The sequence below is a fragment of the Silvimonas sp. JCM 19000 genome (assembly GCF_054652575.1).
Genome location: NZ_BAAIHC010000036.1, coordinates 17,194 through 39,454, shown reverse-complemented (window position 1 = coordinate 39,454; position 22,261 = coordinate 17,194). Strand labels below are relative to the sequence as shown.

The 22,261-nt window shown below is 59.6% G+C and carries 20 protein-coding genes; 6 read left to right on the top strand and 14 right to left on the bottom strand.

Going from position 1 to position 22,261, the window contains the following annotated elements; all coding sequences use genetic code 11:
* Positions 1-92: 92 nt before the first annotated feature.
* From ACYQ1A_RS20480 to ACYQ1A_RS20420, 13 genes are all read right to left on the bottom strand, one after another.
* Positions 93-731 carry a DNA-3-methyladenine glycosylase family protein gene (locus ACYQ1A_RS20480; RefSeq protein ID WP_062225285.1) on the bottom strand — a complete coding sequence of 213 codons (639 nt, stop codon included), beginning with the start codon at positions 729-731 and terminating at the stop codon, positions 93-95.
* A complete protein-coding gene (pmbA, locus tag ACYQ1A_RS20475) occupies positions 728-2,059 on the bottom strand; it encodes a metalloprotease PmbA (RefSeq protein WP_499365444.1) in 1,332 nt (443 codons plus the stop codon). Before pmbA ends, ACYQ1A_RS20480 begins: the two co-directional genes overlap by 4 nt.
* A gap of 119 nt (positions 2,060-2,178) precedes the next feature.
* Positions 2,179-2,622, bottom strand: a complete 444-nt coding sequence (gene fliJ, locus ACYQ1A_RS20470; protein WP_499365442.1) for a flagellar export protein FliJ — start codon at positions 2,620-2,622, stop codon at positions 2,179-2,181.
* Between the two features lie 37 nt (positions 2,623-2,659).
* On the bottom strand, positions 2,660-4,057 hold the full coding sequence (fliI, locus tag ACYQ1A_RS20465; protein WP_499365440.1) for a flagellar protein export ATPase FliI: 1,398 nt from the start codon (positions 4,055-4,057) through the stop codon (positions 2,660-2,662).
* A complete protein-coding gene (locus tag ACYQ1A_RS20460; protein WP_499365437.1) occupies positions 4,050-5,294 on the bottom strand; it encodes a FliH/SctL family protein in 1,245 nt (414 codons plus the stop codon). The genes fliI and ACYQ1A_RS20460 overlap by 8 nt, the downstream gene beginning before the upstream one ends.
* 9 nt (positions 5,295-5,303) lie before the next feature.
* Entirely contained in the window at positions 5,304-6,311 is a 1,008-nt protein-coding gene (gene fliG / locus ACYQ1A_RS20455) for a flagellar motor switch protein FliG (protein ID WP_201782416.1), read from the bottom strand.
* 220 nt (positions 6,312-6,531) lie between these two features.
* Complete coding sequence (gene fliF, locus ACYQ1A_RS20450; RefSeq protein ID WP_499365434.1) at positions 6,532-8,268, bottom strand: flagellar basal-body MS-ring/collar protein FliF; 1,737 nt, start codon at positions 8,266-8,268, stop codon at positions 6,532-6,534.
* Positions 8,269-8,302: 34 nt separating this feature from the next.
* Positions 8,303-8,629, bottom strand: a complete 327-nt coding sequence (gene fliE, locus ACYQ1A_RS20445; RefSeq protein WP_062224131.1) for a flagellar hook-basal body complex protein FliE — start codon at positions 8,627-8,629, stop codon at positions 8,303-8,305.
* A gap of 260 nt (positions 8,630-8,889) precedes the next feature.
* Entirely contained in the window at positions 8,890-10,236 is a 1,347-nt protein-coding gene (locus ACYQ1A_RS20440) for a sigma-54-dependent transcriptional regulator (protein ID WP_499365429.1), read from the bottom strand.
* A gap of 52 nt (positions 10,237-10,288) precedes the next feature.
* On the bottom strand, positions 10,289-10,969 hold the full coding sequence (locus ACYQ1A_RS20435; RefSeq protein ID WP_499365426.1) for a chemotaxis protein CheB: 681 nt from the start codon (positions 10,967-10,969) through the stop codon (positions 10,289-10,291).
* Positions 10,970-11,069: 100 nt separating this feature from the next.
* Positions 11,070-12,782 (bottom strand): SpoIIE family protein phosphatase, encoded by a 1,713-nt coding sequence (locus tag ACYQ1A_RS20430; protein ID WP_062224133.1) that lies wholly within the window; start codon positions 12,780-12,782, stop codon positions 11,070-11,072.
* 13 nt (positions 12,783-12,795) lie between these two features.
* Complete coding sequence (locus tag ACYQ1A_RS20425; RefSeq protein WP_053937941.1) at positions 12,796-13,101, bottom strand: STAS domain-containing protein; 306 nt, start codon at positions 13,099-13,101, stop codon at positions 12,796-12,798.
* A gap of 88 nt (positions 13,102-13,189) precedes the next feature.
* Positions 13,190-14,365: a sensor histidine kinase gene (locus ACYQ1A_RS20420; RefSeq protein WP_499365418.1), complete on the bottom strand. Its 1,176-nt coding sequence runs from the start codon at positions 14,363-14,365 to the stop codon at positions 13,190-13,192.
* Positions 14,366-14,594: 229 nt separating this feature from the next.
* On the opposite strand from ACYQ1A_RS20420, the gene ACYQ1A_RS20415 reads away from it, so the two are divergent.
* The 6 genes from ACYQ1A_RS20415 to ACYQ1A_RS20390 all read left to right on the top strand — a co-directional run bounded on the left by ACYQ1A_RS20415 (position 14,595) and on the right by ACYQ1A_RS20390 (position 21,326).
* Positions 14,595-15,548, top strand: a complete 954-nt coding sequence (locus ACYQ1A_RS20415; RefSeq protein WP_499365415.1) for a chemotaxis protein — start codon at positions 14,595-14,597, stop codon at positions 15,546-15,548.
* Between the two features lie 114 nt (positions 15,549-15,662).
* The gene (locus ACYQ1A_RS20410; protein ID WP_053937938.1) at positions 15,663-16,601 is read left to right on the top strand and encodes a chemotaxis protein; all 939 of its coding nucleotides are present in this window, start codon (positions 15,663-15,665) and stop codon (positions 16,599-16,601) included.
* Positions 16,602-16,787: 186 nt separating this feature from the next.
* Complete coding sequence (gene cheY, locus ACYQ1A_RS20405; protein ID WP_062224139.1) at positions 16,788-17,177, top strand: chemotaxis response regulator CheY; 390 nt, start codon at positions 16,788-16,790, stop codon at positions 17,175-17,177.
* A gap of 28 nt (positions 17,178-17,205) precedes the next feature.
* Positions 17,206-17,982: a protein phosphatase CheZ gene (gene cheZ, locus ACYQ1A_RS20400; RefSeq protein ID WP_499365408.1), complete on the top strand. Its 777-nt coding sequence runs from the start codon at positions 17,206-17,208 to the stop codon at positions 17,980-17,982.
* Positions 17,983-18,053: 71 nt separating this feature from the next.
* Positions 18,054-19,955, top strand: coding sequence for a chemotaxis protein CheA (locus ACYQ1A_RS20395; protein WP_499365406.1), 1,902 nt, complete (start codon positions 18,054-18,056; stop codon positions 19,953-19,955).
* 150 nt (positions 19,956-20,105) lie between these two features.
* Positions 20,106-21,326, top strand: a complete 1,221-nt coding sequence (locus ACYQ1A_RS20390) for an EAL and HDOD domain-containing protein (protein ID WP_499365402.1) — start codon at positions 20,106-20,108, stop codon at positions 21,324-21,326.
* Positions 21,327-21,506: 180 nt separating this feature from the next.
* Here the strand turns inward: ACYQ1A_RS20390 and ACYQ1A_RS20385 are convergent, their stop codons facing one another.
* The gene (locus ACYQ1A_RS20385; RefSeq protein WP_499365398.1) at positions 21,507-22,142 is read right to left on the bottom strand and encodes a hypothetical protein; all 636 of its coding nucleotides are present in this window, start codon (positions 22,140-22,142) and stop codon (positions 21,507-21,509) included.
* Positions 22,143-22,261: the final 119 nt, after the last annotated feature.

Here is a 22,261-nt window from a genome sequence, read left to right as displayed (position 1 = left end):
TAAGGTTTGTTCGGCAACGCCGAACGTCAAAAATGCGCCGCAGGCTCAAGCAGTTAAAGGTTTCCAGCAGCAGCCAAACACACCTGCCCCGCTCAATACTTAACCGGCACCGCCTCCAGACTCCGCCACAAATACCACGTCGCCACCGAACAATACGGATGCCACTTCTCCGCCAACACCCGCATCGCCGCCGCATCCAGCCGCTCGTTGGCGTTGTACAACTGCGCAATCGCGTTGATCACGCCAATATCCGCCAGCGGCAGCACATTCGGCCGCAGCATGCAGAACATCAAGAACATCTCGGCGGTCCAGCGACCAATGCCACGGATGCTCACCAGCTCCTTGATGATCTGCTCGTCATCCCACGTCTGCCACAGCGCCAGATCCAGCCGCCCGGCCACATGGTGCGCCGACAGATCCCGCAAATACTCAACCTTGCGCCCGGACAAGCCGCACGCGCGCAAGCGTTCAATTTCGGTATCGAGCAACCGCTGGCTATCCAGCGTGCCGCCCATTTCGGCCATAAACCGGTTCCACACCGAATCGGCCGCCTTCACCGAAATCTGCTGCCCCACAATCGACCGCGCCAGCGTCTGATACGCATCACCACGCCCGCGCAGGCTGACGTTGGGAAAGCGGTCGATCACGGCCGCCAACAGGGGATCAGCCGCGCGCAGGGCAGCGACGGCGTCTTCCCAGTAATGCGGCAACGTTACGACCTCTTCGCTCATACCCCAGCCACCGTCATCTTGCGGATCAGCACCGAGCCCACGCGCTTGCTGGAAGACAGCAGTACATCGCTGCCGATGCCGACGATTTGCTGATAGATATCGCGCAAATTGCCGGCCACGGTAATTTCCTCAACCGGATACTGGATCTTGCCGTTTTCCACCCAAAAACCCGCCGCGCCCCGCGAATAATCGCCAGTCACCATATTGATGCCGTGGCCGAGCAGCTCGGTCACCAGCAAGCCGGTACCCAGTTCGGCCAGCAATTCATCAAAGCTGGCGGTCGGTGTGACCAGCAGATTGTGCGCGCCGCCTGCATTGCCGGTGGTTTGCATACCCAGTTTGCGTGCGCTGTAGCTCGACAAGAAATAGCCGTTCAACACGCCCGCATCGACCACGGTACGCAATTGCGTAGCAACGCCTTCGCCGTCAAACGCGCTGCTGCCGAGGCCTTTTTTCAGGAAAGGATCTTCCACGATGGTCACGCACGGGGCGAAGACCTGCTGCCCAAGGCTGTCGGTCAAAAACGAAGATTTGCGATACAAGCTACCGCCGCTGACCGCGCTTACCCAATGGCTGAGTAACGATGCCGCCACCGGCGCTTCAAACAACACCGGATATTCGCCGGTCTTGACACGCTGGGCGCCCAGACGGCGCACCGCGCGTTCACCGGCGCGACGGCCGATGGCGGCAGCGTTTTCCAGTTCGGTTGCGTCGCGCACCGAGCTATACCAGTAATCGCGTTGCATGCCGCTGTCGTCTTCAGCAATCACAGCGGCCGAAATGCTGTAGCGCGAGCCCGTGCCGGTGCCGATAAAGCCTTGCGAATTGCCGTACACCCAGCGCGAGGCGTGGGTAGACGTGGAGCCGCCCTCGCTATTGCTGATGCGGCTATCGACCGCGCGCGCAGCGTCTTCGCACTCCTTGGCCAGCGCTATCGCCCCTTCAACCGGCAAATCCCACGGATGGTACAGATCAAGATCAGGAAAATGCGTGGCCAGGCGCTCACGCTCCGGCAGGCCCGCGTATTCATCGGCGGCGGTAAAGCGTGCAATGGCCAGGGCCGCGCCGACCGTGTCGGCCAGTGCGCTCGCGGTGAAATCGGAAGTGCTGGCATGACCTTTTTGCTTGCCGACATAGACGGTGACGCCCATGCCTTTATCGCGGTTGTATTCGATGGTCTCGACGTCACCCAGGCGCACGGTCACGTTCTGGCCAAACGATTCGGAAATCTCCACATCGCAATCCGACGCGCCTTGCTGGCGCGCTTGATCGAGAACCTGGCTGGCCAGATCGGCCAATTGTTGTTCGCTAAAGCTGAATCCCGACACGGTGTGTTGTTCCTCAGGGCGCGCACGCCCGGCTGGTTTTATGTAAACAAACGCGATGTAGATAATCGATGCTGTGCATCATAGCTGAGCCGCGCGGCGCGGATGAAGCGACGTAACGCTCAAACGCCGGGGCCGTTGGCTTTGGGGCGGCTGTTGAACTCGTCATTGAGCTTTTGTTCGCGCTGCCCTTCCCGTCTTAGTTCGGCCGCCTGGTGCCGTTCTTCAAGAGCCTCGAACGCTTTAACTTTCTTTTCGCATTCCATCCATTCGGCTTTACAGCGCTCGTATTCGACTTGCGCGCGTTGCACTTCCAGCGCTTGTTGCTCGGCCGCGGTATCCAGCCGCGTCAGAAACAACTGGTAGTCGCGATATTGCGTAACGGTAATGCCGCCCTGCGCACTTTGGGTCAAGCGGGCGCGATATTCGTTGCGGTACGCATTCACCTGGTCCAGCTTTTGTCGCGCGCTATTGAGCTTGCCTGAGGCGGTCTGCATGGTGCGCGCGGCTTCTTCGCGATTGTCACGCGACAGTTGCAGCAAAAAGGCAAAGCGGAATTTCGCCACGGGGCTCGCTTGATGTGATTAAGACGGCGGGACGTTACTAATTGAACAGCGCGGAAAGCTTGGCTCTTGCTCCAGCATAATCTTCGCGCTCATAGATCGCCTGTTGCAGAAAGCGTTCCAGAGACGGGAAACGACGGATGGCGTCGTCGAGCATGGGGTCGCTGCCGGGCACGTAAGCGCCCACATTGATCAGATCGCGGCTGCGTTGATAGCGCGACCACAGCTGCTTGAAACGCCGCACCTGCTCAAATTCCTGCGGCGTAATGATGTCGGTCATCACCCGGCTGATCGAGGCCTCGATATCGATGGCCGGATAGTGCCCGGTCTCGGCCAGGCTGCGGGTGAGCACAAAGTGGCCATCCAGAATGGCGCGCGCATTATCGGCAATCGGATCTTGTTGATCATCGCCTTCTGACAACACGGTATAGAACGCCGTGATCGAGCCGCCGCCGACGCGGCCATTGCCCGCGCGTTCCACCAGTTGCGGCAGCCGGGCAAATACCGAGGGCGGATAGCCTTTGGTGGCGGGCGGTTCGCCTACGGCCAACGCAATTTCGCGCTGCGCCATGGCATAGCGCGTTAGCGAATCCATGATCAGCAAGACGTGCTTGCCTTCGTTGCGAAAGTACTCGGCGATGGCGGTGGCATAGGCCGCGCCATACAAACGCAGTAGCGGCGAATTGTCGGCCGGCGCCGCCACCACGATGGAGCGCTTGAGGCCCTCTTCCGCCAGGATGTTCTCGATAAAGTCTTTGACCTCGCGGCCGCGTTCGCCGATCAAACCCACCACCACCACTTCGGCGGTGGTGTAGCGCGCCATCATGCCCAGCAATACCGACTTGCCCACCCCCGAGCCCGCAAACAAACCCAGACGCTGGCCCCGGCCCACCGTCAACAGCGCGTTGACCGCGCGCACGCCCACATCCATCACGTGGTGGACCGGCTCGCGATCCATCGGATTGAACGGCCGGGCAAACAGCGGCATCCATGCGTCACTATCGAGCCGCCCCTTGCCATCCAGCGGCCGACCCAGCGCATCGACGATACGCCCCAACATGCCCCAGCCCACCGGCACCTGACGGCCATGGTCTTCCTGGCGGCGCTGCTCCGGGCGCGGTTTGCCGTATTCGGGCAGCCATGCCGACATATCTTCATGCGGCACCACTTCAGCACCCGGCTCAACGCCGTAGACCTCGGCAATCGGCATCAAAAACAGTTTGTCTTCCTGAAACCCGACCACCACCGCTTCCACACCATGGCCGCTTTGCGTCATCACATCGCACGACGCGCCCACCGGCAAACGCAGGCCAGTGACTTCCAGCACCATGCCGGACACACGCACCAGCTTGCCGCGCGGCAACCACGGCCGCATCCATTTGCTGGCCGCGCCGCAATCGCGCAGATATTTGCGCGTGAGATCGAAGGGATCAGCCATTGGTATCGATGACCGGAGCGACGGGTGCGGTGGCTGCAACGGCGGCGGCCGCTTCGCCAGCGGCGGCGGATTGAGGGGCGGCAGCTTGCGCTGCGGCCGGCTGCGTGGCGGCGCTGGCTACAGCGGCGTCGGCGGGTGGTGCGTAGGCTGTGGCCACACCCGATGCAGCGGGCGTGGCTGGGTTGGCCGCTGCGGCGGGTGCAGCAGCAGCGATATTCAAAGCGTGCGGATCAAACTGGGCTAGCGCATCGGACGCTTGCGCAGTGTCAGCAGGCGCGGCGGCGGGTGCGGCCGAGGCTGCTTCTGCCGCCAGCGGCGGCAACGGCGCGATGGCGGGCTCGGCGGCGGCCACGGCCGGTGCGGGCTGCGGCCCGGCTGCGGCGGCCGGTTCGGCTGCGGACGGTTCGGGTGCGGGCTGCGCGGCGGGCGCGGGCGGCGGTTCCACCTTGCCTGCCTGCCAGCTCAGGTCGTCGCGATCCTGGCGGCGCAGCACGCGCAATTGCTGCTGCCAGCGGGTGGCCAGACTCAAATCCGCGCGTGCGCCCGACGACTCCACCTTGCAGCCACCCGGTTCTTGCGACGGATCCGGCACCAGCTTCCAGGTATCGGTCGGCAGCTCGCTGCCCAGTATGGATTCCAGTGCGGTCACATCTTCCGGGTGCGCCAGAATACGTGCCGGCGGCTTTAACACCGGCATGGTCTCGATCATTTCGCGCACGATGGGCAACAAGCGTTGCGTATCGGTTTCGACCTGGGTCCGGGTGATTTCACGGGCGATGACCAGGGCCAGGTCGAGTACGTTCTCGGCCAGTTCGCCCCCGGCTTGTTCAGTAAAGTGTTCAAGGCTATGCAAGACGCGGCGCAGACCCTCAACGTCGGCTTCCGCCTCGGCATGGCCGGCCGCCAGCCCCTCGGCATGGCCGGCTTCAAAACCTGCGTCATGCGCTTGTTGCATGGCGGCTTCGAGTTCGGCGGCGTGGGCTTGCTGGATGTCGATGGGCGGCGGTGCGGGCACGGCGGCCACCGGCTCGGCCACGGGCTCAGGCGCTGCCACGGGCTCGGGTTGCGCCACCGGCGTAAACGCCGGCGCCAGCGCGGCGGGTGCCGGTGCTGGCGCCGGTTCGGGCCGCCGCATGCGTGGCGGCGTCGGGTCATTGATCGCGGTAAACACCAACGGTTGCCAGTCGGTGTCGCCCACTTCTTCCCGGGGAATAATGCGACGCGGTGGGGTCGACATGGCCACGCCTTATTCGACCAGGCCTTCTTCGCCTTTGCCGGACAACACAATCTGTCCTTCGTCGGCAAGGCGGCGCACGATCTTGAGAATTTCTTTCTGTTCGGCTTCGACCTCGGACAACTTGACCGGGCCTTTGGCCTCCAGATCGTCGCGCAGCATTTCGGCCGCGCGTTGCGACATGTTCTTGAAGATTTTTTCGCGCAGGGCCTGGCTGGTGCCCTTGAGCGCAATCACCAGCGAATCGGATTGCACCTCGCGCAGCAATAGCTGGATGCCGCGGTCGTCCACTTCCATCACATTGTCGAAAGTGAACATCTTGTCCTGGATGCGCTGCGCCAGTTCCGGATCGTATTCGCGGATGCTGGACACCGCCGACGCTTCGACCACGCCGCCCATAAAGTTGAGGATATCGGCCGCCATCTGTACGCCGCCGATGGCGCTTTTTTTGATCTTGTCGGAGCCGCTCAGCAATTGCGTCAGCACGTCGTTCAGTTCGCGCAGCGCAGCCGGTTGTACGCCTTCGAGCGTGGCAATGCGCAGCAGCACGTCGTTGCGCGTGCGCTCGACAAAGTGCGACATGATTTCGGCCGATTGGTCGGGTTCCAGATGCACGAGGATCGTCGCGACAATCTGCGGGTGCTCGTTGCGGATCAGTTCGGCCACGGCGGCGGAATCCATCCACTTGAGCGATTCGATGCCGTTGTTGTCGTTGCCTTGCAGAATGCGGTCGAGCAGGTTGGCGGCTTTGTCCGAGCCCAGCGCCTTGGTCAGCACCGAGCGGATATATTCGTCCGCCGCGCCCAGGTTGGCGCGGTTTTGCGTGGAGGCAATAAAGTCGCCGAGCACGGTATCAACTTCTTCGCGCTTGACGTTTTCCATGCCGGCCATGGTAAAGCCGAGCTTTTGCACTTCTTTCGGGCCGAGGTATTTGAATACCTCCACCGCTGCGTCCTCACCCAGAGTCATCAACAGTATCGAGGCCCTGCGGACGCCTTCTTCACTAATCGGGGCTGCCATGATCATGTACTCCGGGGGCTGGGGTAACCAGCGCGGTTAAATGCTTTGCCCACTGCTATAAAGTGGGTCGGATGGGACGCCCGGTCCCACCTTTCAACGTGGCGAGGCAAGAAGACGGGTGCTCGCAAATGGCTTTGGGCGGTGGGGCTCGGCGCCCCCGTCAGACCCACCCTATGTAGCCATTTTTTTATGCGTGATAGTTGCCATGGCCCGCCCGACGTTACCCGACTTTGTTCGGATTGCCGCCTGCCGCGTCGTCTTCGTTCGACATCCACTCGCGCAGGATGGTTGCTACCATGCGCGGGTCGTTGCGGGCCAGTTCTTTGGCTTGCGCCAGCAAATCGGAGAACGCTGCGGTACGTTGGCTTTCTTCCTGTTCGTCGGCAACGCGCTCTTCGGTTTCGCCCATGTCTTCGGTCAGACCGGCCGAATCGCCCAGGTCCAGTTCCAGCGTGCGCGGTTCTTCCCGTGCCTTGGACAAATCGCGCATCAACGGCCGTACCACAAACAGCAGCAGGTAGATGACCGCCAGCGCCACCAGCGCCAGCTTCACGATATCGGTCAGATTGCCCTTGATATAGGCCAGCACCTGCGTCTGCATCGGCTGTTCTTCTTCGCCCGCCACTGCGCCGGCAAAGGTGGTGTTCACCACATTGACCGAGTCGCCACGATCTTTGTTGTAGCCGATCGACTCTTGCACCAGGTTGTTGATCTGCGCCATCTCGGCCGGGGTAAACGGCACAAAGGTGGCTTTGCCGCTGGCGTCTTTGCCCGGCTTGTAATTGATGACCACCGCGGCCGACAAACGCTTGACCGTGCCGGTCGGCTGCTTGACGTGTTGCACGGTCTTGTCGACTTCGTAATTGATGGTCGATTCGTGATGGATGGTGCTGCTGCCCTGCGCCGCCGCAGCCGACGACGCATCCGAAGCATTCGCCACCGTAATCGGCGCGGCCGCCGCGCCCGGTGGCTGATTGGACAGCGCCCCCGGCACCCCTGCGGCGGTGGCGGCATCGGTCTTGCCATCGTTCTGCAGCGTTTGCTGGCTGCGCAAGGACGCAGTGCCCGAGGCCTGGTTAGGCTTGAAGGTTTCGGAAGTCTGTTCAACTTCGGCAAAGTCGACTTGCGCCGTCACTTCGGCATGCACATTGTCTTTGCCGACGATGGGCGCCAGGATGGCCTGCACGCGGTCGACGTAGTTCTTTTCAATTTCTTGCACATACACCAGCTGGCGCGCGTCCAGATTGGCGTGGTTGAGCGGATTGTTGTTGGAAAGCAGATTGCCTTCCTGATCGACGATGCTGACGTTGGAATCGGTCAGATCGGGGATGGCCGACGCCACCAGATGCACGATGCCCGCCACCTGGTTGGAATCCAGCGTGCGCCCCGGGCGCAGCGTCAGCACTACCGACGCGGTCGGCTTTTGCTGATCGCGCAAAAACACGGTCTGGCGCGGCATGGCCAGATGGATGCGCGCCTTGTCGACGGCCTGGATGGTTTCGATGCTGCGGCCCAGCTCGCCTTCCACCGCGCGCTGGTAATTGACTTGCTCGTTGAACTGGCTGATGCCGAATTTCTGGTTATCCATCAGCTCAAAGCCGACGTCCCCCGCCTTGGGCAGGCCTTGCGAAGCCAGGGTAAAGCGCACGTCATACACGCGATCGGCCGGTACCGAAATGGTGCCGCCCTGATCGATCTTGTACGGCACGTTCTGCGTCTGCAGCGCCTGCAGGATGGTGCCCGCGTCTTTATCGGGAATATTGGTATACAGAATGCGGTAGTCGGGCGTGCGGCTCCACAAGGTAAGCCCCACTGCCACCGCGATCAGCGCAGCCAGGCCCACCATGAGCATGGCTTTACGCGTACCGGACATTTCGCTGAAACGTCGGCGTACGCCTGCCAACCCGCCTGCTGCGGGTTCGAGAGTGCCGTCAGCCGCTACGCCTGCCTCCGCCATGAATGTCTTTCAGACCCCGTGCTGCACCAGATCGTCAGACCTGGAGGTTCATGATTTCCTGGTACGCGCTAACGAGCTTGTTTCGCACTTGAACCATGGTCTGGAATGAAAGGCTCGCCTTTTGCAGCGAAACCATTACATCTTGAAGATCCGCGTTGGGATCGCCGGCCTGGAAGGCGGCTTGTTGGGTCTGGGCCGTCGATTGCATCGAACTGACCTGGTCCAGCGATTGTTTGAGCATGTCGGCAAAATCAGGCGCATTGGCGTTGGCCGCCGTTTGCGCAGGCGCGCTCTGCCCGGCCGCTTGCGCGGACATGGCTTTCAGCTCGCCTAACAGTTGATCTATGCCTTGCACACTCATGCTGGATGCAGTCCGGTGACTTGAAGTTAATGGCCCGTATTTACGCGAATTGTAGGTGGGCTACCCTGAGCACTGCAAGCAATAGTTACGCCAACCAGCTGCGCCAGGCGGTTGCGCAAGAGCAACTGCGACATAGGGTGGGTCATGACCCACCACCCAAAGCCATATGCCCGCGCCACACTGGCGCGTCCGGCCACTTTGACCGGTGGGTCTTGACCCACCCTATGCGTTGGCGCCTGGACACGCACCCGCCTTTAAACTCAACCTTCGCCGCGGTATTGCTGCAGTTTGTGCCGCAGTGTGCGTTCGCTCATGCCCAGGCGTTCGGCGGCGATTTTGCGCACGCCACCGGCGGCTTCCAGCGCGTCGAGTATATGTTGTTTCTCCAACGCCTTCAGGTCGGTTGGCGCGGGTGGTTCGGCAATCACGGGCGCCGGAGCGGCAGACGCAGAGGCCGCATTCCCCGCCAAAGCGGCAGATTTTGCCGCCGCCTGCGGCAAATACAGGTGCTCGGGCTCGATCACGTCGCCGGGCGCCAAGATCAGCGCGCGTTGCATCACGTTATCCAGCTCACGAATATTGCCTTCCCAGCGATGCCGGTTCAGTTGTGCGGCCGCGCCCTCGCTCAAGCGCGGTACACGGCGTTGCTGGCGGGTGGAATAGCGCGCCAGGGTGGCGCGCGCCAGCGGCAGGATATCGGCAGGCCGCTCGCGCAGGGCGGGTAGCTCCAGCGGAAACACATTCAAGCGGTAATACAGATCCTCGCGAAAGCGCCCTTCCGCCACCGTAGTCGGCAAATCACGGTTGGACGTAGCCAGCACGCGGATATCCACGCGCAGCGGCCGGGTGCCGCCCACGCGCTCCACTTCGCGCTCCTGCAGCACCCGCAGCAGTTTGGCTTGCAGCGGCAAAGGCATTTCGGTGATTTCATCCAGCAGCAGCGTGCCGCCATCGGCTTGCTCAAACTTGCCGATGTATTGCGTGTTCGCGCCGGTAAACGCGCCTTTCTCATGGCCAAACAGCGTGGATTCCAGCAGTTGTTCCGGGATGGCGGCGCAATTGATGGCCACGAACGGTTTGCCCGCGCGGGCCGAATTACGATGGATAAAACGCGCCAGTACTTCCTTGCCGGTGCCCGATTCGCCGGTAATCAGCACCGAGGCATCGGATTGCGCCACGCGCCGCGCCACATCCAGCAACGCCCGCATGCCAGCGTCTTCGGCCACCACGTCGGCCTCGTCGCTGTCGGGCAGGATGTAACGGCCGACCTGTTCCAGCAGGGCATCGGGTTCAAACGGCTTGGGCAGATAATGCGCCGCGCCCGCATGCAAGGCGGCGACGGCTTTTTCGACCACGCCATAGGCGGTCATCAAAATCATGGGCAGCCACGGATAATGGCGTTTGACTTCGACCAGCAGGGTTTCGCCATCCATGGGCTGCATCTGCACATCGGACAACACCAGGCCAACCCGGGTATGCGCCAGTTTGACCAGCGCCGCCGCACCGTCACTGGCGGTGACGACTTCAAAGCCACCCAGTTCCAGCGTGTCCGACAATGCCTCGCGCAGCGCATCGTCATCTTCAACAATCAAAACGGGCAATGCCATGGCCGAAAAAACCTTGTGTACTTACAAAAGATATAGAGGGTGCGGCGCGCGGTCAGCGCACCGGGGTGCGCACCAGGGCCAGCACCCGGGCCGCAATATCCTTGAGCGGCAGCACTTCGTCTACCCCGCCGCTGATGATGGCTTCTTTGGGCATGCCAAACACCACGCAGCTGGCTTCGTCCTGGGCGATGGTGCGGGCACCGGCTTGCTTCATTTCCAGCATGCCGTGCGCGCCATCGCGGCCCATGCCGGTCAGAATGACGCCAACAATCTGCCGTCCGCCCTGGTTGGCGGCCGACCTGAACAACACATCCACCGAAGGCCGATGCCGATTGACCGGTTGGCCTTGCGATAATTCGCAGCCCCAATGCCCGCCGATATTAGCCAGCAGCAAATGCGAATGCCCCGGCGCGATATAGGCGTGGCCGGGCAGCAAACGCTCGCCTTGTTCCGCTTCTTTCACTTTAACGGTGCAGATGGCATCCAGCCGCGCGGCAAATGAATGGGTAAAGCTTTCCGGCATATGCTGCGCAATCAGGATGGGCGGCGCGTCTTTGGGAAACGGCAGCAAAAACGTCTTTAGCGCTTCGGTGCCTCCGGTGGACGCCCCCACCACGATCACCTGGCCCGGACACACCGGCGTGCGCGGCTTGAGCGGCAGGATCACGTCCGCGCTCAGACTAGGCACACCGATGGGGCTATTGATGGCTGATCCGGCTGGCCGGGTCATCATGAGGCAGTCCTTGGAATAAAGGGCGATGCTTGCAGATTAGCATTCGCCGCGCGCGGCCCGCGCCCAGGAGTAGTCCGCGTGGCGGACTGCGGCGGCCGCATCATGCGCTGACGGCAGGGATGTAATGCGCCACCACTTCGTTGCCGCTACCCAGAAACTGCAAAGACGCACACATCGAGCGCACCAGCAAAATGCCACGGCCGTGCGCGCTGCGCATATCGCCCGGCACCAGTTCGGTGTGGCGGCTCCAGTCGAAGCCTGCGCCGGTATCTTTGAGGCGGATGCGCAAGACGTCACGACCATTGATGCGCAAGCCGGTCAGATCAATCTCGATCACGCCTTGCTTCAGATCAGCCAGGCGGCTGGCGCGTTCCAGCAGATAGCGCTCCATGCCCTGCTCGCCTTGCTTGAGCGCCGAATCCATATTCAGTAAGCCATGGTCCAGTGCGTTTACAAACAATTCGGTCAGGATCAGGAACACATCGGACTGGCTATTCACCAGCGCCTTGATCTCGTTCACAAAATTCATCATGAACGGCACGGTATTGATATAACGCAGCTCTTCCGCGCCGAGTGACAGCGTGTAGCGCCACATGCTGTCGCCACTGCCCACCAGCGCCTGCAAATCCAGATCGTCGCTATGCGGATTGCGTTGCGGCGCGCTTAGCGCGGCACGTTCGCCAAAGCGGATCATCACTAGCGAGATATCGTCATGATGCGACTCACCCGCGAGGTGGTCGGCCAGCGTGTTCTGGAAAGTTTCGAGGCGTTCCGGGCCGGGCGTGTCGTGCAGCAATTGCAGCAGGCGGCCTTCGGTAAACGCTTCGCCATCGGGTGCCCGCGCTTCGATCAAGCCATCGGAATACGCCACCAGCGAGCCTGGCTCGCTGTAGTAATAGCGTTCGGTGGCCGTCTCCATGCTTTGCGTGGGCACAATACCCAGCGGCAAATGCGCGGAACGCCAATGCGTCACCACTTCGCCGGCTCGATTCAGCAACTGCACGGTGGGCATGCCGCCGTTCCAGATTTCGACACAGCCCGCGACTTCATCGATGGCGATCAGCACGGTGGCCACAAACCGGCCCACCGGCAACACCTGCCGCACCTTGTTGTTCATCTCGACCAGGATGTCGGACAGCGTGTAACCCTTTTCGGTCATGCTGTAGAACGGTTGCGTCAGCGGCAGCACATTCAGCGCGGCAGTCAGACCATGGCCGATGCCATCGGCCAGCATCACATACAGCACCTGGCCGGGCGTGCGCGCGGCAGCGATCAGATCGCCGGATAAGCTTTCGGCCGGAGATAACCAGTAATCCAGCAAGGGATCGTACAGGCGCTCGGCGTTCACCATCTGGTCCATCAAATGCTGCACCACGCGCTTTTCTTCTTCGGCGCGATCGTAATAGCTGGCCAGCTTGATGGATTGCTCGCGAACCTTGCGGTTCAGTTCGAGCGTACGGTTAAACGCTTTGAGTTTGGCTTCGAGGACGCGGAAGTTAACCGGCTTGGAGATGTAATCATCGGCGCCGCGTTCAATCGCTTCGGCCAGGCGGTTTTCTTCGCCCACGCCGGTCACAAACACGATGGGCACCCACGACTCGCCGGCCTCTTGCTTGATGGCAACAGCGGCTTCGGGCCCGGACATGACGGGCATCATCATGTCCATCAAGACCAGATCAGGTTGCGCCTGGCGCCACAACGCGACGGCTTGTGCGCCATCGCGCGCCTGGATGGCGGTGTGTCCCAACGCCTCCACAAAACGCGAAATCAGCAGCAGTACCGCCTCGGTGTCGTCGACAACGAGGATTTTCATGCGATATATGTGCTCAGCGGATGGTGAAGATCTTGCCGAAACAAGCGATCTCGAGCACTTGCTTGACGGTATCGCGGCAATTAACCAAAGCCAGCGTCTTGTTGGCTGCGCCGATTTTTTCTTTCAGCAGCAGCAACATACCGAGGGCAGAGCTATCGAGGTAGTTGACGTTCTGGAAGTCAACCAGGACTTCTTTGATCGCGGAATTGCCGATCAGCGATTCGCACACCTGGCGAAATTCGCGGTGGGCACTGAAATCGAACTGTCCCGAGAGAATGACACGGCCAGCATCCCCTTCGACCTGAACAGTGGGCGTCATGAGCGATTCAACCTTTAGCTAGTTACTTGGGTTTACTGACTGCAGTTGCCAGGCCACACGCCGGGCGCGCCGCTGCTATCAACTGCAATCAAACATTAGTTGTGTTGCGGGAAACTGGCAACCGGATCGTAAAATCACTGCCTTGATCTGGCGCAGAACGTACCGCGATTTCTCCACCCCAGTGCGCCACCAGATTCCGCACGATGGCCAGGCCCAGGCCGGTGCCTTCTTTGCGGGTGGTAAAGAACGGCTCAAACAATCGTTCTTGCACTTGCGGCGACATGCCGCTGCCCTGGTCCGAAACCCGCAGCACCGCAGTGCCTGCCAGTTGGTCCAGCGCAAGCTGGATGGCGGCGCCGTCGGGCGAAGCCAGCATGGCATTGTCAAGGAGATTGAGGATTACGCCAAGCAATTCCTTGCGGTTAGCCAGTACCAATATTTCATCTGCTGGCAGCATCAGGCTCAAATGCAGATTACGCGCCTCAAGTTGCGGCTGTAATGTCTGCGCCGCCTCATTCAAGGTCTGCGCCAGTTCCACTGCCTCCAGCCGCATGTCCTGACCGCGCACAAAGCCCAGCATGTTCTGGATCAGCGTTTCCAGATGGCGCAGGCGCGCCAGGGTTTTTTCGCCAAACTTGATGCGGTCGGCCTCGGGCAGCACCGGTTTGGCCAGATGGCCCGCATACAGCAAGGCGGTCGCCAGCGGGGTGCGCAGCTGATGCGCCAGGCCTGCAGCCATTTCGCCCATGGTCGCCAGCCGTTGATGCCGCGCCAGTGCTTGCTCCAGCGACCAGCTTTGGGTCAGATCCTGCACCAGCAAGATGCGGCGGTTTTCGGCCGGCATCGCGCTTTCCTTGATATTCAGCCGCAACGAACCCTGGCTGCGCGGATACACCCACAGATCGTCCGACGAGGTGGGCGTAAGCGCCTGGCTGCGAAAGCCGCTCCAGTCATCGCCCTGTTGCAAGGGCGCCAGCATGGCGCGCGCAGCCGGATTCATGGCAGCCACCTGGTTCCGTTCATCCACTTCAACCACGCCGCCTGGCAATTGCTCCAGCAAAACCGTAAGCCGACGCGATAATGCAGCCTTTTCTTCCAGTTCTCGCCGCAGATTGCCATTGGCAATTTCAAGTTGTTTTGTCAGGAATTCAACTTGTTGTTGCAGATCGGCATAGGCGTCGCTTAATTGTTTTGAGGCTTCGGTAAACAGCGAAAAAGCCTCTTCGAGTTCACGCGGGTCCATGCTGGCAGCGTGTTCAGCCATGATCTAGCATCCTTGTGACGGCATTCGTTTTGCATTATAACGATCGTAATTCACGCCCTACCTTTTATGCGTCTATTGTGCAACTAGGACCTCTCAGCCTTTTGGCTTTAACACACACTCGATACACTGCGTTCATATCTATCCGGCATATTGCCTTATTTACGCAATTCATTCGGAATACTTACGAATACCGGCAGCAAAAAGCTGATTCGTTTATGGAGTTTTCAACGTGTCCGACCTTCTGAAGAACATCGATGCGCGCACCAAGCTAGCCGGCACCAACAAGCTGGAAATCCTGCTGTTTACGCTCGGCGTGGATCAACGGTCGGGCCGCCGCGAAAATTTCGGCATTAATGTATTCAAAGTGCGCGAGGTAATGCGCACGCCAGAAATTACGCAAGCGCCCGAAATGCCCTCCTCGGTCGAAGGCATGGTGAGCTTGCGCGGCGTACTGGTGCCGGTGATCGATCTGGCCAAATATGCGGGCATCACCACGCAAAGCCGTCCCGAAATCATGATCGTGTCTGAGTACAACGGCCATACCCAGGGTTTTCTGGTTGAGGCCGTCGACACCATCCTGCGGCTGGACTGGTCTTCGATGCGGGTGCCGCCGGATATGTTGACCAATCAAATGGGCGGTCTGGTCACCGCCGTCACCGAGCTCGATACCGGCAAGCTGGTCATGATGCTCGACGTTGAAAAAGTATTGGCCGAAACCACGCAAACCGCCGATTACATCGACACCAGCATGGTGGTCAAGGTTGGCAGCGACCTGAGCGCCAAGCGCGTGTTTTACGCAGACGATTCGGTGGTGGCGCGGCGCCAGATTCAGGCCACGCTGGATGCCATGAATATCCAGCATCAATTTGCCATTAATGGCAAACGCGCCTGGGACGAATTGCAGAAGATTGCAGCGGCTGCCGATGTCCAGGGCAAAACCGCTAAAGACATGGTGCAACTGGTACTCACCGATGTCGAAATGCCCGAAATGGACGGCTATATGCTGACCAAAATGATCAAGAGCGATCCGCGTTTTGCCGGGATTCCGGTACTGATGCATTCGTCTTTGTCTGGCGCTTCTAACCAGAAGCTGGGGCAATCGGTGGGGGTAGATGGTTATGTGTCCAAATTTGAACCACATAAGCTGTCGCAAACCATCGCTAATTATCTGATGAAAGAATAAGACGGCGCGTCCGTTATTGTGGGGCGTCGTTGTTAATTGCGACGCCAGGTTTTCTGACATCCGGGTTGCTGAAACAGCCCGGTGGCAATCAAGACAAGAAGCAGTGGAGCGACCATGAGCGAATCACAAGTCAACCTGCTCGACAGCGTGGACGCCCGGACCAAACTGGCCGGTTCGAACAAGATGGAAATCCTCTTGTTCTCGCTGGGGACCAAAGAAATCTTCGGGATCAATGTGTTCAAGGTGCGCGAAGTTTCGCAGACGCCCAAGATCACCAAAACACCGAATATGCCACTGGGCGTAGAAGGCGTGATTTCGCTGCGCGGCAATATCATTCCGGTGATTGCGCTATCGCGGTTTATTTCGACCAATGAATCGCCGTTATCGACGGCCGATTCAACCATGATCGTGACCGAATTCTCCAAGCACACGCAGGCATTCCTGGTGCATGAAGTCGATCGCATCATCCGCGTGGACTGGGACAAAGTACGCGCACCGGAATCAATGCTGGCGGGTAATCAGGCGCTGATTACTGCGTTGACTGAATTGCCTGATGGCAAGCTGGTTTCGATTCTGGACGTAGAACAGATTCTGTCGAGTGTGATCGGCGAGCCGATCATTCCCGATTTGCCACCCACCAATATTGATCCGGATTCATTCATGTTCTTTGTGGATGATTCGATGGTGGCGCGTAAAGAAATTGTTGGTGTACTGGACAAGCTGGGCATCAAGTATCACCAGGCCAATAACGGCAAAGAAGCGTGGGACAAGCTGCAGAATCTGGCCAACCGTGCCACGCACGATGGCGAATTGCTGCGCGAAAAGCTCAAGCTGATTCTGGTTGATGCGGAAATGCCCGAAATGGATGGCTATGTGCTGACCAAGCACATCAAATCGGATCATCGCTTTACCGGCATACCGGTGGTGATGCATTCGTCGTTGTCTTCCAACGCCAATCGGGCCATGGGTTCGAGCGTGGGGGTGGATGCGTATGTCGCCAAGTTTGATCCGGTAATCCTGGCCGATACGCTCAGTCCCTATATCGCGGGCTGACAGCGAGCATAGCTATATAAGAGAATGATGAGACTTGTGCGCTATGCTTGATCCACATCACGCTAGTGCCGTACAGAATAGTGTGGGCCTCATCCGTAATACGGCACAGGTCCGAACCTAACCCTACGTAATCAATGATCACCGTCACGGCAACACGGGCCGCCGGTGAAGACGCGGAGTAACAGGATGCCTGACAACAACATGCGCTTTCTCGTGGTGGATGACTTTTCCACCATGCGTCGCATCGTGCGCAACCTACTGAAGGAACTCGGCTTTTCTAACGTCGAGGAAGCAGAAGACGGTCAGATCGCACTGCACAAGCTGCAGAACACCAGCTACGACTTTGTGGTGACTGACTGGAATATGCCCAACATGACCGGCATTGAACTGCTGCGCGCCATCCGTGCGGATGGTTCGCTCAAGCACTTGCCGGTGCTGATGGTGACGGCGGAAGCCAAGAAAGAAAACATTATCGAAGCGGCGACGGCCGGCGCTTCGGGTTATATCGTCAAGCCGTTTACCGCTGCCACGCTGGACGAAAAGCTCAAGAAGATTTTCGCCAACATGGGCAATTGAACAAAAAACAGGTAAGGAGTAGGCCGACGTGAGCGACCAAGCCCTCAACAGTGGCGATTCAGACGATCTCGAAGCGCTGTTCGACAGTATCGTGCAAGCGAACCACAGTGCCCCCGCGGCCGCACCGGCGCCCGCCGTCGCTGCACCCGCCACGGCGGCAGCTGCCCCGGCATTAGCAGGTGGCGACGGGATGTCCGAATTGGCCGAACCGGCCCGCACCATGTTTACCCAGATCGGCCAGCTCACGCGCAAATTGCACGACACGCTGCGCGAACTGGGTCTGGACAAATCGCTGGAAAAAGCGGCCTCGCAAATCCCTGATGCGCGCGATCGCTTGTCCTATGTGGCCAACATGACCGAGCAGGCCGCCGAGCGCACGCTGAACGCGCTCGATGCAGCCAAGCCGCTGCAGGATGGTATTTCGGATACCGCCAAAGCGCTGTCGGGCGACTGGGACAAACTGTTTGCCAAACAGTTATCGGTGGACGAGTTCAAGCAGTTGGTGGCGCGTACGCGCACCCATCTGACCCAGACGCAATCGTCTTCGGAGCAGATTTCCAGCCAGATGCTGGAAATCATGATGGCGCAAGACTTCCAGGACCTGACCGGTCAGGTGATCAAGAAGATCCTGACCATGTCCAAGGAAATGGAAACACATCTGCTTGAGTTTCTGCTGACCTTCTCGCCGCAAGGTGCGCGCGACGAAGGCCTGCTGAATGGCCCGGTGGTCAATACCGAAGGCCGTACCGATGTGGTCACCAATCAGGAACAGGTGGATGACCTGCTGGAAAGCCTGGGCTTCTGATCATTTGATCAGCGCCCGCGCCTGACGCGTCACCCTGGCAACACACATGCAACTGGAACAGAGAGGCCGATATGAGTGAATTCACCGGCATGGACGAGCTCTTGCAGGATTTCCTCACGGAAGCCACCGAGCTGTTGTCTGACGTGGACAACAAACTGGTGGAGCTGGAAAAACGGCCTGACGACCGTAATCTGCTCAACGATATTTTCCGCGGCTTTCACACCATCAAAGGTGGCGCGGGCTTTCTCAGTGTCGATGCCATGGTCAGCCTGTGTCATCGCACCGAAAACCTGTTCGACAAGCTGCGCAATGGCGAAATGAAGCTCGACCCCGAGATCATGGACACCATCCTGGCCGCCACGGCCATCGTGCAGGACATGTTTGTGATGTTGCAGCAGGGCCGCATGCCAGGCCCGGCCGATGCCGGTGTGTTGGCAGCGCTGGATAACGTGCTGGAAGGCGGCTCGCCGGTCAAAGCTGCTGCGCCCGCCCCGGCGCCAGCACCCGCCCCTGTGGCTGCTCCGGCCCCGGCCGCCGCCAGCGGCAATGAGCCCGATTGGCAAATGCTGTACAACGCGCTGCTCGATATCGATGCCCCCGCCGCTGCTGCCGCCCCCGCGCCGGTCGTCACCACGCCCGCAGCGGTGTTTGAAGCCGCCGACGAAGCGCTGCCGTTGGCCGAACTGGCGCCACCGCTCAAAGCCGCACCGGTGCAGAACAAACCCATGAGCAACTCGCCGCAACAACTGGCGGGTTCGGCCGAAACCACCATCCGGATCGACACCGTGCGGCTGGATCAGGTGCTGAACTTGTCCGGCGAAATCGGCCTGACCAAGAACCGCCTGACCACGCTGCGCGCCGATGTGATGTCCGGCAAGATGGACACCACCACGCTCAAGGCACTGGACGACGCCATCAGCCAGCTTGATTTGCTGGTCAGCGATCTGCAGAACGCGGTGATGAAAACCCGCATGCAGCCAATCGGGCGTCTGTTCCAGAAATACCCGCGTCTGGCACGCGATCTGGCGCGGCAGTTGGGCAAGGATGTCGAACTGGTCATTACCGGTGAAGAAACCGAGCTCGACAAAACCATGCTGGAGGATCTGAACGATCCGCTGGTCCACCTGGTGCGTAACGCGGTTGACCACGGTGTGGAAACCATCGCCGAGCGCCAGGCTGCCGGCAAGCCGACCAAAGCCATCGTTGAATTGTCGGCGGTGCAGGTGGGCGACCATATCCTGATTGAAATTACCGATGACGGCCGTGGCATGCGCCCGGACGTGATCCGCAAAAAAGCGGTCGAGAAAGGCTTGATCGATATCGAGACGGCCAACAGCCTCGACGACAAGCAGAGCCTGCAATTGATCTTTATGCCGGGCTTCTCCACCAAAGACCAGATTACCAATGTGTCCGGCCGTGGCGTGGGCATGGATGTGGTCAAGACCAATATCCAGCGCCTGAATGGCCGCATCGATATCCAGTCGACGGTGACCGAGGGTTCGCGCTTTACCATCAGCCTGCCGTTGACACTGGCGATTCTGCCGGTGCTGGTGGTCAAGGTGTGCGACCAGCCGTTTGCCGTGCCGCTGGCCATGGTGCGCGAGATCATCACCATCCGCGGCGATCAGGTGCAGGAAGTCTCCGGCCGCGCCACCATCGTGGTGCGCGACGAAATTCTGCCGGTCAAATCGCTGGCGCGTCTGATTGGCTGGGAAGAAACCCAGGTGCCGCAGTTTGGCGTGCTGATGCAATCGGCCGAGCACTCCTTTATCCTGGCCGTCGACAGCTTTGTCGGCCGCGATGATGTGGTGATCAAGCCGCTGCAGAACATCCGGCCGCGCGGTGTGGCGGGCGCCACCTTGTCGGGCGATGGTTCTGTGGTGCTGGTCCTTGACATGGAAGACTTGCTTTCATCGGCCGGGGCCGACAACTCAGCAATTAAGACCTCGCGTTTTCTCGATAAAGTAGCCTAGGATTACGACGGATTTGCCCCACGGCGGTGTATCGCAGTGTCACAAATAGGTGGCAGCCTGCATCAGGCCGTGGGCGTGAATGCGATCCCGCTGTATTCTTCAGATTCCTCTTGATCCTTTTTGCTGCATTGCGCAGCCCGAGACCTCGAAATGACGCAAGACCACGCCTTTATCGGTCGCCAGCCCATCCTGAACCGTCAGCAACAGATCATTGGTTACGAGCTGTTGTTTCGCCTGAACAAAGACGCGGTCAGTGCCGAGTTTTCCAGCGACATGCAAGCCGGCACCAACGTGCTGGTCAATACCATTTCCAATATGGGTACCGATTGGCTGGTGGGCAGCAAGCTGGCCTTTATCAACGTGGCTGAATCCATGCTTGAGAGTAATTTTCTTGAGCTGCTGCACCCACAACGCGTGGTGCTCGAAGTACTGGAAACCACCAAGGCCACGCCCGAATTGCTGGCTCGCGTTAAAGATCTGCGCCAACAAGGCTTTGGCGTGGCGCTCGATGATTTTCTGCTGACGCCGCAAACCGCGCCTTTCCTTGAATACGCCAATTACATCAAGCTGGATATCCAGTTGTTGGGTATGCCGCAAGTGCCGGGCTTTTCCAAAGAACTGCGCAAATATCCGGTGTTGCAAGTTGCCGAGAAGGTCGAAACCAAAGAAGAATTCCGCCAGTGTATGGAAATCGGTTTTGACTGTTTCCAGGGCTATTACTTTGCCCACCCGGAAACGCTGTCGGCCAAGGTGATTAACCCGAGCTACGCCAACATTCTTAATCTGCTGAATATGCTGCGCAATAACGCAGAGATTCGCGATATCGAGAATGCGCTTAAACGCGATGTGGCGCTGAGCTTCAAGTTGCTGCGGTATATCAATTCGGTGGGTTTTGGCTTGTCCTGCGAAATCCAGTCGTTCCGCCATGCAGTGACCATCCTCGGCTATCAAAAACTTTATCGCTGGCTGACGCTGCTGCTGGTCACCGCTGGCGCCGAAACCGGCTCCGCCCCAGCCCTGCTGAAAACGGCCGTTACGCGCGGTCGTCTGGTGGAGTTGTTGGGCAGCCACTTCCTGGATGGTCAGGATCGCGACAACCTGTTTATCGTTGGCATGTTCTCGTTGCTGGACGTGTTGCTGGATATGCCAATCGACCGGATTCTGGAAACGCTGATCCTGCCGGAAACCATCAGCGATGCGCTGACCGAGCGCAGCGGCATGTATGGCCCCTTCCTTGAACTGGCCGAAGCCTGCGAAGACCCGGAAATGAGCGAAGTACCGCGTCTGTGCGAGCAACTGCAAATTACGCCGGACATGCTCAACCGCGCGCACGTGCAGTCGCTGGCATGGGTGGAAGAACTCGGCGTGTAAACGCCCGCTTCGCCCAACAAAAACACCGCCCGAGGGCGGTGTTTTTTACTTCCGGGCTTTACGCGGCGTATAGGGTGGGTCAGACGGGAACGCCCAGTCACACCACTCAAAGCAGTGCGCGCGAGCCACCGCGATTCGGCTATGCCACTTTGATCGGTGGGTCTTGACCCACCCTATAACTTATTTAGCCAGTGCGTTGGGTTCGATCACGCGCCAGCCCTGGCCGCGGCTTTCGATTTCTGCGTCGTGGTGGTCTTTGCCTGCGCCGTCCACCAGTTTGGCGAAGTCCGGATACTGTTTGCGCAGATCCGCATCGCTGGCCCACGCCGCCGGGTTATCAAACTTGAGCGTGTACACCACCTTGTCGCGGTTGTAGTTATCGCCCGCTTCTTTGGCCTCTGTGCTCACCACCTTGTCGATGGCCAGCGTGCCACTGCAAAAGCCCGGCAACGGCGGATTGGTTTGCAGGCCGTCGTAGACTTCCTTGCCCTTGTCGGTGGGCACAAACTGGATTTTGCCCTCGTCTGCCGGTTGTTCGGCAATCAGCCCCAGCTTGACCAGCGCCACCAGTTGCGCGCCGTTAGGGTCTTTAAGATCGGCATATTTTTTTTCGACCGGAGTATTAAAAGCCACCGGCATCGCCACGCAATTAAGCTGCGAGGTCTGCACATAATTGTTGAGCGTGGTCAGTACATCCTGATCGTCAAGCGCCACTTTGGCCGGGGCCTCTTTATTGCCACATGCCGCCAGGGCGGCGGCGAGCGTAATGGCCAAAGCCAGCACGGCGCCCCGTTTTACCGATGAACTGCTGCTCATAGAGAACTCCTGAACCGATTTTTATTTGGTGCTGCGCTAGACGGCGCGCTCCCGCAGGCGCGCGCCGCAAATAGTGGCAGCAAAAACCGATCCAGGACAAGCCGGGCAAAACCCGCGGC

What these genes read in the sequence shown, in the direction of transcription:
- ACYQ1A_RS20480 (WP_062225285.1), bottom strand. Translation starts at nt 731, where the DNA reads ATGAGCGAAGAGGTCGTAACGTTGCCGCATTACTGGGAAGACGCCGTC.
- fliI (WP_499365440.1), bottom strand. Translation starts at nt 4,057, where the DNA reads ATGGCTGATCCCTTCGATCTCACGCGCAAATATCTGCGCGATTGCGGC.
- ACYQ1A_RS20460 (WP_499365437.1), bottom strand. Translation starts at nt 5,294, where the DNA reads ATGTCGACCCCACCGCGTCGCATTATTCCCCGGGAAGAAGTGGGCGAC.
- fliG (WP_201782416.1), bottom strand. Translation starts at nt 6,311, where the DNA reads ATGGCAGCCCCGATTAGTGAAGAAGGCGTCCGCAGGGCCTCGATACTG.
- fliF (WP_499365434.1), bottom strand. Translation starts at nt 8,268, where the DNA reads ATGGCGGAGGCAGGCGTAGCGGCTGACGGCACTCTCGAACCCGCAGCA.
- fliE (WP_062224131.1), bottom strand. Translation starts at nt 8,629, where the DNA reads ATGAGTGTGCAAGGCATAGATCAACTGTTAGGCGAGCTGAAAGCCATG.
- ACYQ1A_RS20440 (WP_499365429.1), bottom strand. Translation starts at nt 10,236, where the DNA reads ATGGCATTGCCCGTTTTGATTGTTGAAGATGACGATGCGCTGCGCGAG.
- ACYQ1A_RS20435 (WP_499365426.1), bottom strand. Translation starts at nt 10,969, where the DNA reads ATGATGACCCGGCCAGCCGGATCAGCCATCAATAGCCCCATCGGTGTG.
- ACYQ1A_RS20430 (WP_062224133.1), bottom strand. Translation starts at nt 12,782, where the DNA reads ATGAAAATCCTCGTTGTCGACGACACCGAGGCGGTACTGCTGCTGATT.
- ACYQ1A_RS20425 (WP_053937941.1), bottom strand. Translation starts at nt 13,101, where the DNA reads ATGACGCCCACTGTTCAGGTCGAAGGGGATGCTGGCCGTGTCATTCTC.
- ACYQ1A_RS20420 (WP_499365418.1), bottom strand. Translation starts at nt 14,365, where the DNA reads ATGGCTGAACACGCTGCCAGCATGGACCCGCGTGAACTCGAAGAGGCT.
- ACYQ1A_RS20410 (WP_053937938.1), top strand. Translation starts at nt 15,663, where the DNA reads ATGAGCGAATCACAAGTCAACCTGCTCGACAGCGTGGACGCCCGGACC.
- cheY (WP_062224139.1), top strand. Translation starts at nt 16,788, where the DNA reads ATGCCTGACAACAACATGCGCTTTCTCGTGGTGGATGACTTTTCCACC.
- ACYQ1A_RS20395 (WP_499365406.1), top strand. Translation starts at nt 18,054, where the DNA reads ATGAGTGAATTCACCGGCATGGACGAGCTCTTGCAGGATTTCCTCACG.
- ACYQ1A_RS20390 (WP_499365402.1), top strand. Translation starts at nt 20,106, where the DNA reads ATGACGCAAGACCACGCCTTTATCGGTCGCCAGCCCATCCTGAACCGT.
- ACYQ1A_RS20385 (WP_499365398.1), bottom strand. Translation starts at nt 22,142, where the DNA reads ATGAGCAGCAGTTCATCGGTAAAACGGGGCGCCGTGCTGGCTTTGGCC.